Source organism: Cysteiniphilum sp., from assembly GCF_057495195.1.
Genome location: NZ_JBXTEF010000135.1, coordinates 1 through 12,750 on the forward strand (window position 1 = coordinate 1; position 12,750 = coordinate 12,750).

The 12,750-nt window shown below is 38.4% G+C and carries 13 protein-coding genes; 1 reads left to right on the forward strand and 12 read right to left on the reverse strand.

Annotation, left to right across the window (positions count from 1 at the left end; genetic code table 11):
- Window positions 1-66 precede the first annotated feature (66 nt).
- The 8 genes from ACY10D_RS11365 to ACY10D_RS11400 all read right to left on the reverse strand — a co-directional run bounded on the left by ACY10D_RS11365 (window position 67) and on the right by ACY10D_RS11400 (window position 6,200).
- Window positions 67-303 carry a cupredoxin domain-containing protein gene (locus ACY10D_RS11365; protein ID WP_487000840.1) on the reverse strand — a complete coding sequence of 79 codons (237 nt, stop codon included), beginning with the start codon at window positions 301-303 and terminating at the stop codon, window positions 67-69.
- The gene (locus tag ACY10D_RS11370; protein ID WP_487000841.1) at window positions 300-2,549 is read right to left on the reverse strand and encodes a heavy metal translocating P-type ATPase; all 2,250 of its coding nucleotides are present in this window, start codon (window positions 2,547-2,549) and stop codon (window positions 300-302) included. The genes ACY10D_RS11365 and ACY10D_RS11370 overlap by 4 nt, the downstream gene beginning before the upstream one ends.
- Window positions 2,542-2,991 (reverse strand): heavy metal-responsive transcriptional regulator, encoded by a 450-nt coding sequence (locus tag ACY10D_RS11375; protein WP_487000842.1) that lies wholly within the window; start codon window positions 2,989-2,991, stop codon window positions 2,542-2,544. Before ACY10D_RS11375 ends, ACY10D_RS11370 begins: the two co-directional genes overlap by 8 nt.
- Window positions 2,992-3,164: 173 nt before the next feature.
- The gene (gene def / locus ACY10D_RS11380; RefSeq protein ID WP_487000843.1) at window positions 3,165-3,680 is read right to left on the reverse strand and encodes a peptide deformylase; all 516 of its coding nucleotides are present in this window, start codon (window positions 3,678-3,680) and stop codon (window positions 3,165-3,167) included.
- Between the two features lie 80 nt (window positions 3,681-3,760).
- Window positions 3,761-4,435, reverse strand: a complete 675-nt coding sequence (ung, locus tag ACY10D_RS11385; RefSeq protein ID WP_487000844.1) for a uracil-DNA glycosylase — start codon at window positions 4,433-4,435, stop codon at window positions 3,761-3,763.
- Between the two features lie 5 nt (window positions 4,436-4,440).
- Entirely contained in the window at window positions 4,441-4,941 is a 501-nt protein-coding gene (locus tag ACY10D_RS11390; RefSeq protein WP_487000845.1) for an SEL1-like repeat protein, read from the reverse strand.
- A gap of 14 nt (window positions 4,942-4,955) precedes the next feature.
- Window positions 4,956-5,735, reverse strand: a complete 780-nt coding sequence (rlmB, locus tag ACY10D_RS11395) for a 23S rRNA (guanosine(2251)-2'-O)-methyltransferase RlmB (RefSeq protein ID WP_487000846.1) — start codon at window positions 5,733-5,735, stop codon at window positions 4,956-4,958.
- A gap of 6 nt (window positions 5,736-5,741) precedes the next feature.
- Window positions 5,742-6,200: a hypothetical protein gene (locus ACY10D_RS11400; protein WP_487000847.1), complete on the reverse strand. Its 459-nt coding sequence runs from the start codon at window positions 6,198-6,200 to the stop codon at window positions 5,742-5,744.
- Window positions 6,201-6,411: 211 nt separating this feature from the next.
- Here ACY10D_RS11400 and ACY10D_RS11405 point away from each other — a divergent pair, with 211 nt between their 5' ends.
- The gene (locus ACY10D_RS11405; protein WP_487000848.1) at window positions 6,412-7,863 is read left to right on the forward strand and encodes an APC family permease; all 1,452 of its coding nucleotides are present in this window, start codon (window positions 6,412-6,414) and stop codon (window positions 7,861-7,863) included.
- A 14-nt stretch (window positions 7,864-7,877) separates the two neighbouring features.
- Here ACY10D_RS11405 and ACY10D_RS11410 read toward each other — a convergent pair whose 3' ends face one another.
- Genes ACY10D_RS11410 through ACY10D_RS11425 form a run of 4 tightly spaced genes read right to left on the reverse strand, consistent with a single transcriptional unit; the run spans window position 7,878 to window position 12,622 of the window.
- Complete coding sequence (locus ACY10D_RS11410; protein ID WP_487000849.1) at window positions 7,878-9,560, reverse strand: BatD family protein; 1,683 nt, start codon at window positions 9,558-9,560, stop codon at window positions 7,878-7,880.
- Window positions 9,561-9,591: 31 nt separating this feature from the next.
- Window positions 9,592-10,743 (reverse strand): tetratricopeptide repeat protein, encoded by a 1,152-nt coding sequence (locus ACY10D_RS11415; protein WP_487000850.1) that lies wholly within the window; start codon window positions 10,741-10,743, stop codon window positions 9,592-9,594.
- Window positions 10,734-11,756: a vWA domain-containing protein gene (locus ACY10D_RS11420; RefSeq protein WP_487000851.1), complete on the reverse strand. Its 1,023-nt coding sequence runs from the start codon at window positions 11,754-11,756 to the stop codon at window positions 10,734-10,736. The genes ACY10D_RS11415 and ACY10D_RS11420 overlap by 10 nt, the downstream gene beginning before the upstream one ends.
- A complete protein-coding gene (locus ACY10D_RS11425; protein ID WP_487000852.1) occupies window positions 11,753-12,622 on the reverse strand; it encodes a vWA domain-containing protein in 870 nt (289 codons plus the stop codon). Before ACY10D_RS11425 ends, ACY10D_RS11420 begins: the two co-directional genes overlap by 4 nt.
- Between the last annotated feature and the right edge of the window lie 128 nt (window positions 12,623-12,750).

Genomic DNA, 12,750 nt, shown 5'->3' on the forward strand with positions numbered 1-12,750 from the left:
TTGGAAGGCTATGTGCAGCATTTGAGTTGCTGGCACAAAAATACTGTGCATAATTTAAACCTTGATTCACATTTTAAAAGTGACTACTTCAGCACACGCACTTTTGTCAATGCGTAAGAACTCAAGATTGACCTCATCATCAACATTAAAATGCAGATTTGCTGGTGTATATACCCCATCTTTAACAGTGATAATCGCTATATTATTTTGTATTTTCTCAATCTTTGCTTGTGACAGCCAAAACCAATATACGACAAAAATGGCAGCAATGATTAATACAACATTCACAATAATCGTAGTCATGCTGATTCTCCTTGAATTATGCTATTGTTTTTTATTTTTTTAACTTTTAAAAACCGTAAGCGATTGGCATTAGTAACAACCGTGAGTGATGATGCAGCCATTGCAGCTGCTGCAATGATCGGACTTAAAAGCACGCCAAACACTGGAAATAAAATGCCTGCCGCTACTGGAATACCCAAGCCATTATAAATAAAAGCACCAAACAGGTTTTGCTTGATATTCTTCATTGTAGCGCGTGAGACTAAAATGGCATCAGCAACACCGATTAGTGAGCTACGCATCAAGGTAATATCTGCACTCTCTATCGCAATATCTGTGCCATTACCAATTGCAAAACCCACATCTGCTTGTGCTAATGCTGGCGCGTCATTAATCCCATCGCCAACCATGGCAACTATTTCATTTTTCTGTTGTAAAGCTTTGATATGCTTAAGTTTATCCTCAGGCATACTTTCGGCTAAGACATTATCTATACCAAGCGTTTTGGCAATTGCTTGTGCGGTTTGTTTATTATCACCTGTGATCATCGTAATTTGGATGTTATTGCGTTTAAATATATCAATGGCTTCTTTGGCATGTTCTTTAATAGGATCAGCAACAGCGATAATGCCACTTAAGGCCTTGTTAATTGCTACATACATTACTGTTTGACCTTGATGACTTTTAGTTGTAGCAAGTGCTTCTAGCTTGAGATTTTTAAGTCCATGGTTTGCCATGATTTTATGATTACCAATAATAACAGGCTCATTATTAACCTCTCCGGTCACACCAAGTCCGGTATGACTCTGAAAATTATTAACGGGTAATAACTCTGCTGAGTTTAACACTTTTTTGACAATTGCCTCAGCCAATGGATGCTCAGAATGTGCCTCTAAACTCGCCGCGATTTTTAATAAATCTTGTTCATTAATACCATCAACACAAGTTACACTAACAACCTCAGGTTGCCCTTTCGTAATCGTTCCAGTTTTATCAAGCACCACGCGTGTTATTTTACTGGCAGTTTGTAAGGCTTGACCATTTTTGATTAAAATGCCTAGTTGTGCGGCTTTACCCATCCCGACAATAATGGAAATTGGCGTTGCCAAGCCTAGTGCACATGGACATGCAATCACAAGTACCGTAATACCTGCCACAAGCACAAAACCAATACCAAATCCCAAATTAAACCAAACAAGTGCTGCTGCAATTGCGCATAATATAACAAAAGGTACAAAATATCCTGATACTGTATCGGCAAAGCGTGCAATCGATGGCTTGGTATTTTGCGCTTGTTTCACCAAAGCAATGATTTGCGAAAGTATCGTCTCTTTAGTGAGCTTAGTCACACGATAGTTAAAACTCCCTGTTTTATTGAGAGTACCTGAGAATACTTTATCTGACATTGACTTTGCAACAGCTATGGGCTCACCAGTTAACATTGATTCATCAACATAAGAGCTACCCTCGATAATTTCACCATCTAGTGCAATTTTAGATCCCGGCTTCACACGAATCACATCACCTAGCTTCAGCTGATCAATGGCAACCTTCTCCTCTTGCCCATCAGCATTAATACGATAAGCAAACTTGGGTTGCAAACCAATAAGTTGTTTAATAGCTTCGGATGTTTTACCCCGCGCCTTTTGCTCTAACCAAGCACCAAGATTAACCAGTGCTATGATAATAAGTGCTGCCTCAAGATAATTATGTCTGGCATTTTCAGGGATTATTGCTGGCGTTATAATCACAATCATTGAATAAATCCACGCGGCTAATGTACCTAAGCTAATCAGTGTATCCATTGTTGCATGATGCTGCAAAAAGGCTTTATAGGCTGATTTATATAAATGTGCAGCTGCCGTAACCATAATAACAAGTGTAATCACTGATATGATAAGCCAAAATATATTCATGCTATGCGGCATAATTACTGGCGAGTATGAGCTCATACCATAAAACATTAAAAATAAGCCAAAAACACCAGGAATAATTACCTTTTGCCATAGCTTGGGTTTTTCAGCTAGAGCAGCTTTCTCTGAGCCTTCGGTGATTTCTTCAGCAATATAACCTAATTGTTTTAAGCATTGAATAATATCTAGTGCTTTAAGACTTGTTTCAACCTGAAGGGTTCTATCGGCAAAATTAACTCGCCCTTCTGTGATTTCTGGCATTTTAATAAGCGCTGATTCAATCTTGCCAACACAGCTCATGCATGAGACATTTTTCAATGCAAACTCATACTGATTTATTCTTGCATTACTCATGATTGTTTTGCTCCTTTTTACATCTTGTTGCTCCTTGCAGCTTTTTCCCATTTTTCTGATTTTGATAAAGGTCTTTCAAAATCGGACAGTCTTTGCTGTCTGCCTTACCATCACACGACTGCTCAAGTTTTGTAAGATGCTGCTTTAACTGTGTCAATAGTGTAATTTTCTCATTAACATCTTCTAGTTTCTGCCAAACTTTTTTCTTAACTTCCACACTTGGCAAGTTTTTATCCTCAATCGCAAATAACTCAGAAATTTCTGCCAAACTAAACCCAATATATTTGGCATTTTCAATGAATCGAATCTTATCAATGATCGATTGATCATATTGTCGGTAACCACTAGCACTTCGCTTGGGCTTTAATAAACCAATCTTTTCATAATGCCTTAGAGTGACTGTTGTAATCCCTAATTGCTGCGAAAGCTCACCAATATTCATAACATCTCCAGATGATTATCTGTCGTTAGTATAGTCAATATAAGGTTAACCTTAGGGTTAAGGTCAATGATTTGGTTTGAAATTATTTAAGAAATTTAAGTTAAGCAAAAAATAGTAGGCTTAAAATATGATAAGAGTAGCCAATGAATACTTAATAAATATATCTATGCAGTTTAGCTCTCAGCATTTTCCTGCATCAATTTTTTATACTTCTTCTCGATCATCTTACGCTTCAGTGCTGATAAGTGGTCGAAGTAAGTAATTCCATCTAAGTGATCAATCTCATGCTGAATACAGCGACCATGATAACCATCACATTCCATTTCATATGCTTCACCAAACTCATTTAAAGCGCGCATTTTAACCCATTCGGCACGCTTAACTTTAGCTGAAACGCCAGGGAATGACAAACACCCTTCCTCATCATCAATCTCACCCTTGCGCTCAATGATTTCAGGGTTAATGGCTACGATTTTTTGATCTTTATTTTCAGAACCATCCATAATAAACAAACGCATATTAAGTCCCACTTGCGTAGCAGCTAAGCCACCACCATGCTCGACATACATCGTTTCAAACATATCAGCAATTGTTTGACGTAACGCATCATTAATTGCATCAATAGCGACTGGATCTGCCTTTTGCTTTAGAAAGGGGTGTGGATATTTTAATACAGTTAATCGTGTCATATTGATAAAGCTTCATTTATAACAATTTGTAATATGCGCGTTAGTCTACCATAAATTGCTTTTGAGCTTAACCACTTGTCTCACACTTTCCAATCAATTGGCAATAAATCATGCGCTAATAAATAATTATTTGTTTGAGAGAAGTGTTTTGAGCCAAAAAAGCCACGATGTGCCGACAAGGGTGACGGATGTGGAGACTTTAAAATAAAATGTTTATCGTGATCGATTAACTGTGCTTTTTTTTGCGCAGGAGCCCCCCACAATAAAAAAACAACATGACTTTTATGTTGACTGATCTGACGAATCACATGATCGGTAAATTGCTCCCAACCTTTATTAGCATGTGAATGTGCTTGATGCGCCTCAACTGTTAAAACGGTATTGAGCAAGAATACACCCTGCTTTGCCCAAGCACTTAAATCGCCTGTTTTCGCACTCTCAACACCAAGATCATTGTGTAACTCTTTATAAATATTCATAAGCGACGGCGGTAGCTTAACACCAGCCTGCACTGAGAATGCCAAACCATGGGCTTGATTGATATTGTGATAAGGATCTTGCCCGAGAATAACAACTTTTAGCGATTCAAATGGACATAATTTAAATGCATTGAAGACATCTTCCTTTTGCGGAAAAATTTGTTTTCCTTGTTGTCGCGCATTATTAACAAAAGCCAAGGTTTCTTTAAATTCAGTGCTTTTTTTATAATCAGCCAAAACATCTGACCATGAGAGCAATGAGAGATCTGCTTTCATCTTAGTTATGCTCTGATGACATTAAGCTCACTGGCCATACGAAACCATTCAGCTGCCATTCTATAATCACCGCTATTATATGCATGCAAACCACGCAGCATCGGTGATTTATTATAGGCATTGCGTTGTACACCAATATAATACCAAAGACTAGCTGTTTTCATATCTTTGGCAACTCCACAGCCAAACTCATACATATAGCCAATCACTAAAGTGGCATTGGTATCCGCACTTCGTGCAAAAGGCAAAAGCTGCTGATAAGCAAGAGGACAGTTGCCTTGTTCAAAATTATGATACCCCAATTGGTAGTTTTGTATCTCATCACTTGTTAATTTAATGGAACACAATAAGGCACTTGCATCAGCTTGAACCTGACGTTGCGAAGTGTTTAAAGTTAACTTGCTTTCATAACGACTATGCAAAGCATCTACCATAATGCCCGCAAAGATAAACAATAAAATGACCAGAATAACCCACTGCATGGGTTTTGATTTTTTTAATTTCAAAACAATCTCCTAGTTTAATCGTTTAGGTTTTCTGCCAATAGCTCACGACGCTGGCGCACTACTTCATACATGGCAACACCTGCTGCAACTGAGACATTGAGACTCGATACTTGCCCCTGCATTGGTAGTTTAGCAAGATAGTCACACATCTTGCGCGTACCAAAGCGAAGACCTGAACCCTCAGCACCCATCACTAACGCAATCGCACCGCTAAACTCACTATCATAGATCAAACTCTCAGCTTCACCCGCTAATCCTGTAACCCATATACCTTCATCTTTTAAGACACCAATAGCACGCGAGAGATTAGTCACCGAGACAAGCTTCATACTACTTAATGCACCACTGGCAACCTTCTCAACCGTTGCATTAATCGTCGCACTGTTATCTTTTGGGAAAACGATAAAATCAACCCCCGCAGCCTCCGCACTTCTAATGCATGCGCCTAAATTATGCGGGTCTTGAACACTGTCAAGGATTAAAATAAAAGGTGTTTTTGCACAACTTGCGACAAGATCGGATAAATCACTTTCTTCATACAATTTAATATCGCTTTGGCAAGCTGCCAATACATTTTGATGTACCACATCTTCAAATGCGTGAGACTGTAGTAATGATTGAAACTTCTCTTTATTGACGAGCTTAAACTCAATATTTTTCTTAGCCATCAATGACTTTAATTCACCCAGTCTTGGGGAGGTGTCTTTACCTTTAAGACAATAGATCACTTTAATACCATCGGCATGTAGTTTAAGGCGCGCCTTGATCGCGTGTATTCCATAAAGTAGTGACATAATTAATTAAAAACTCTCTTTTCTTTGACCTTTCGGCGCACGTAAGTATAAGTGGCCAATTGGAATTCCTTCAACATGTAACCCATGGGTAATCCGATCAACGATTTCTTGGCATTTTTCTTTACATTCCTCACCTCGAAAGCCTTTGGTTACCAACCAGTCTGCAATTTCATTCAAAAACATCTTAAGTTCAGATAATAATTTTTTATTGCGTTCATTCGGACTATAGCGAAAGCGATTAAAATCAAGTGGTTGGCTCCACTGGCGATACAGATTACTTAGCTCAAAGACCACATCCGTGACCATTTGCTCAATCGCAAGCTCAAGCTTGCCCTCGGGCATAATATGCATTTCCCGCATCGATTGAATCTGCTCACGCCTGACATCTGCAATGGTTCTTACAGACTCATTTTGCAGCTCACTTAAACGCTTCCTGTTCGATAAAGTGACTTTATTTTTGGACATAATTACTTAGCTTATAAAGATATATGTCAGGCATTATATACTTAACATTACATTTTTTGCAGCGTTTTCTTGGCGTTTTACGCCAACGACTACCTCACCATTTTGCACCTGAGCGACATTTAAATAAATCAGCAAAATTTATAATGATTTTTATCCATAGACTGATACGATATTGATGTCTAGGGTATAAAATATTAGGGAGATTACTCAAGTGCAAACACACAAAGTAGGATTATTTTCAGCCATCGCCATTCCAGTCACATCAATGGTTGGTTCTGGTTGGCTTTTTAGTGCACAACTCAATGCACAATTAGCAGGAAATTACGCATTTATTGCGTGGATAGGTGCGGCTTTTATCGCCATCATTGTTGGATTATGTTTCGCTAAACTTTGCGCATTATTTCCTGAACGTGGTTTAAACGCCAATTGCGTATCTTTAAGCCATGGCAAGGATTTTGGCATGGTCTTTGCTTTTGCCATCTGGTTTGGGTTGTTGGCAATGATTCCAACTGAAGCGCAAGCAACAGTACAATATTTAAGTCCATTTATCAAGTTCACGACTTTATATCATGGTGAAAGTCTAACTTGGTCAGGCAAGCTATTTGCCATTATTATCTTAGCGGTTTATTTTATCGTGAATTACTTTGGCATTAAGCTATTAGCCTATGTCAATAATATCTCAACTGTTTTTAAAATCAGTATTCCAACACTAACTATTATCGTTTTATTAGCCGCACACTTTGATACAACGAACCTTGATCTTGCGGTTAACCACTACACAGCAAGCTCAATTCAAACCGCACTTATCGGTGCTGGCCTTGTCTATGCGTTTAATGGCTTCCAAGTAGTTGCATCATTTGCTAGCGAGATTAAAAACCCAACACGCAACATCCCATTGGCTATCATTATCTCCGTGGTCATCACACTTGCTTTATATATGCTACTGCAATTTACCTTCATGACGGCAATGCCGCATGATGTTGCTGCTAAAGGTTGGGCGGCTCTTAATTTCTCAAGCCCTTTGGTTAACTTAACCATGCTACTTGGTTTGAATTTCTTAACCATTTTATTAATTGCTGATTCGATCGTAAGCCCATCCATTACCGGTTTAACCTATATGGGTTCTTGCTCAAGAATGCTTTTTGCAATGGCTGAAAAAGGACAAATGCCACGTTGGATTGCTAAGCTATGTCCTGTGCATCATTTATCTAAACGTTCGTTATTTTTAAACTTCATTATTGGCATTGTTATTTTGTTAAATTCCGCAAGCTGGGCATCATTAATGGTAATCACCACTGGCTTTAACATATTAGGTTATATGGGTGCACCACTTTCGCTAGCTGTGTTAGGTAGTCGCAAACTATCAACCAAACTGATGACTTTGTTTGTCTTTATTGTACTGGCGTTGCTATTAGCCACCTTACCAGAAAAAGACTTTTTACTGAGTAATCTTGCAGTCACTGTAATGATGGCAATTTATGCTGTACTGCAAATAAAACAAGGAGGCTTTAACTGGTTTGCATTAAGTTTTGTCGTATTCTTATGGATTTTGATGTTAGTGGCAAGCTCAGCAATTGCCACTATTATTTTGGCAATTGTGTTCTTTTTAATTGTCACTAGTCAACGTTTTGTGACCAAATTAGGGCATTCACTGAATAAATAAAGATTTATAAAAAGCTACTTTGGATAAAGTGACGCCAATACTTCTTGATTTTTATCACCTTTTATCTTGTATGATTTGATATGTTGATACAGAGAATCATATTCCGCAAACTCACCCTTAGCGTATAGCGCTTTGTTCACAGCAGTAAGCATTAGCTTAAGCGCTTTGTCATCAACAACAGAAGCAACATCCATTGCACTGTAGAAGCTTTGATTAAATAAGACATTACCCCAAGAGACAATTGCATTATTAACTGCCACTAGATCCTTATGATCACATGCGTGTTTTATCTCTTTAAGCGCCTGATTAATATCGGACTTCTCAAGTGATACTTCTTTATGTGTAGTTTGCGATACTTTCTTAGATTTAAACTTGCTAATAACAGTAAGCAATAGGGTTAATGTAACTAACCATAAGATTGCAAAGATAATCGTTAACACCATCCATAATTTGCTATGCACTACCTTAATGACTGTCTTTGTTGGTTGTGCTGCAGAGGCTGTATTTATCGCACTGGTTTGCACAGGTGTTGCCACTTTGCCTGGCAACACTTTAAAGGTTTGGGCGGGCAAAATAGCTGTTTGCATAGTCTGTGATTTCACATCAAACCAATGCACTGTAATCTTTGGAAACTCAATAATACCTTTCTGTGTTGGGATATAGGCAACCTTAAAGACTTTACTTGCTGCCGGTAGGTTATTCTCCACATAATCTTTGCTTTGCGCTTTATCTGGATATGCATTCACACTATCAGCATGTGGGAAGGTTAAATTAGGCAAACTAGCTGCTTGTACACCTGTTGCCGTTAATACAATCGTGCGCGTTACCGGCTCACCAACAGTTAGCTCATTGGAATCACTTGACCAGCTATCCTTTAACGTAACTGAATTGGCAGGTAACCAATCATTAATGTCAATATTTTGTGGAATTGGTTTCACATGCAACGTTAATGGATTTGACTTTACCAATATTGGCTTAGCACTTTGCATGGCAAAAAATGAGTTGGGATTGTTTTGTAAAACCGCTGCCTGAATGATGCTTTGTGGAATAGTAATCTCACCTGCCTGATTGGCTGTAATTAAAAACTGCTGCTCAACCACATTATAAGTTTTACCATTTTGTTGTGCTTGATATTGGCTATTTTTGCCAAAAGGCTCAATCGTTGCATTGGCTAATTGCAGTGGCTGCATACTTAAATTAGATAATGGCTCTGCATAATATAGTTTCAAGGTGTAGAGTACAGGTGTGTTAACATACGCACTATCACTTGAAAGAGATGCATCTAAAAAGACATTTGCCGTTTGTTTACCATGAGCTCCTTGCGCTGCCTTTGTTACCGTAATTGTCAATGGCTTAGTTTGCTCACTCCCAACAGTTAACGCTGGAATGGTGATATTTCCAGTTTTTTTAGGCAATAAAGTCACAATATATGAAATGTCTGAAGTGCTTTTGCCATTGATAACGCTGGTCTGACTACTGGTACTGGTACCATAAACATCAAAATCTTTCTTCAATGGTGCCAAATCAGGATGCTCATTCATATCATCAAGCTTAATCGTTAGCGTCAAACTCGCACCATCTGCTACCTGTGTGCGATCAACTGATGCAGAAACAGCAGCATGCAATGGTTGCACCATAAACATAAATAACGCAGGTATAAGTATAAGAATACTCATTGTTCTTTTGATCTTTTCCATCTTGTATGCCTTATTTACTCTGCTGATAAATCTAATCATTATTCCCTCCATTTTGCGATGTTTGACGTCGCTCATAGTCTCTTAAGAATTTCTGCTTCAATAATCCACCTGGATCATCTGGAATCTGTGACAAAATCGCATCAACTTTCTTCTGACGCAGTGCATCTTCACGTGCTTGAGCACTTGAAATCGCTACCTTTTGTGACGGATCATGATCACCTTCTTTGTCTTTTTTATCTTTTTCATTCTCTCTTGCTAATGCCTGAGAACGTTCATCTTTTTGATTCTTAGGATTATCTTTGTTTTTCTCATTTTGAGCACTTTGAGTGTTTTCAGTCGATGATTGATTATCTTGTTGCTCTTTTTGACCTTTTTGACCTTTTTGTTTTCTTTGCTCTTGCTGCTGATCTATATTCTGTTGATCATTACTAACGTCACTTTGACTCTGCTCATTCTGCTTATTTTTCTTATTTTGCTCATTTCTTTGACTATCTTTATCACTCTGTTGTTGATTAGCATGTGACTGATCTTGCTGAGTTGACTTATTCTGTTGATTTTGTTGATCCTGATTATTTTTATTACTTTGTTTATTTTGTTTATTTTGCTTACTTTGGTCATCTTGCTGATTTTTCTGATCACTATTTTGTTGACCATGTTGATTCTGCTGATTTTGATCTTTTTGATCTTGCTTATTATTTTGATTATGTTGACTGTTTTGCGTATTCTGTTGTTTGTTCTGCTGATCTTTATTCTCTTTATTTTGAGCGTTATTCTGATCCTGCTTTTGCTGATTCTTTTGTTGCTTTAATAAATTCTCAATATACTCAAGATTGGCTTTAGCATCAGCAAAGTCGCTTTTTTTGGCTAACGCTGCTTTATAGGCGGCGATTGCTTTTTGATATTCATGCAATTGCGCTAAAGCATTACCTTGATTATACAATCCAACGGCTGAATCATCTTTTTCAAAAGCACTTAATGCCGCTTTATAATCTTTAGCACGATATAATGCAGCACCCTGCCAACGACTATCACGAAACATCGCTGCTGCTTCTTTGTTTTTGTGCTCATTAAATAAGTTTTCAGCCTGTTGATTTTTATTTAACCACAGATCCTGCCAAGTGTTTGCCAACAACAGTGTCGGCAATAATAACACTGCAAACCCACTGATACGCTTTATCGACATACTTTCTCCAACCAACCTCTTCGTGCAATCAATGCCACCAGAATAATCAACAACCAAATAAACCAATGTCCTTCATCTTTCCATAATGCATTAGCTTTTTGTGTTTCTGTTTTCTGCGTCTTACCATTACCATCATGACTTAACATTTTTGTGACATCCTGATCATTATCAGTAATTAAGCTAAATTGCCCATCACCTGAGTTTGCAAGTTTTTGTAATTCAGCAGCATTCATATTAGCAAATACAATTTGTCCCTTTTTATCAGTAACAAAACCGCCATCACTATTTTTGATTGGTCCACCTTGTGCTGTACCAATTGCTAATACAGAGGTTTTAATACCTTCTTTTGCTAAACTTTTGGCTTCTGCCAATGCTGCAGGTGACGGTGTGCTATCAGTCACTAAAACAATCTGACCGTGAGCAAATCCCGCCTGTTTGATGAGTTTTGCTGATTCTACTAATGCTTTTTGAATATTATCACCAGCAACAGGGACAACGCTTGAATCCAATGAAGGCACCATATTAGCAATCGTATTGCTATCAGCCGTCAATGGTGACACCACAAAGGGCTCACTCGAGAATACGATCATTCCTGTTTGCCCCTCTTTAATCGATTTAAGTAAATCCAATACCTTAAAGCGTGCTCGCTCTAACCGTGTAGGCGGGACATCATTGGCATTCATAGTTTGCGAGACATCTAATGCAATCACACGTGCTGCCACTTTTTGATAAACCGGTTGTGGGTATTGTGACCATGTTGGTCCTGCCAATGCGACAATGCCAATACACCACAATAAGAAAATCATCACTGGTAACGTTCGACGCTTACGTGCCTGCTGCCCAACTAATAGATGCTTTAATAAGTGTGGATCGCAATGCGCACTCCAGTTATTGTCACTGCTCTTGACTCTTAAGATCATAATGAGTAAAACAATCACTGGAATGATCAACAAAAACCACCACGGACGTAAAAAGTGAAATGAATTAAATAAGTGGAAATCGATGGAACTCATATAACACTCCTTTGACTTCTTTTAATCCATAACAATGCCAGAATAAAACTTAAGATCATCGCAGCCCCCAAAGTCCATGGATAAAACGGTGTTATCGGACGAATGGTGATTTTATCGGATTTCACGGGCTCCAACTGATTGATTTTATTATAAATCGCTTGTAACTCTTTACCATCTTCAGCACGGAAGAACTCACCACCGGTCATCTGTGCAATTTTTTTCAAGCCATCAATATCCAAATCACTTGATGGATTAACAACTTGCGGCCCAAACATCGTCTGCATCGTCATCTGCTTTGCGCCCAAACCAATGGTGTAAATCTTGATATGTTCATCTTTGGCAAGCTTGGCTGCCGTATCAGGATCAATAACACCGGCGTTATTGCCACCATCGGTTAAGAGAATCAGCGCGCGTGATTGTTTGGGATAATGCATCAACTGCTTAATCGCAAGACCAATCGCATCTCCTATCGCCGTTTGAATACCTGCAATACCAACTGTCGCATCATTAAGCATTTGTCCAACAGTTTTGCGATCAAAGGTTAATGGCGTTTGCAAATAAGGTTTAGAACCAAATAAAATAAGTCCCAAACGATCGCCTTCTCGCTTTTGAATAAATTCATTAGCAACCGTTTTCACCAAATCAATCCTTGACTCAGCCTTGCCGTTAACCATCATATCTGGTGTACGCATACTGCCTGAGAGATCAACTGCCAACATCAAATCCCTACCTGTTTGTGGCAAAGTTAATGGCGCACCTAACCATTGCACACCAGCGCCTGAGATGACCAATAAAAACCAGATGATTAATAGTAAATGTTTAAACCATGACAAATGAAGTGTTCGTTTAGCCTCACCTTCAGTCATTGTTTGTTGCAATGAGGTATAAAACGGAATTCTAAGCCCTTGTTTCGCATCACTATTGTTTAATGCGAATCAAGGGTTGAATAATAATCAAAAATAAAGTTTACGAGTTGCCAATCCATAATTTATTG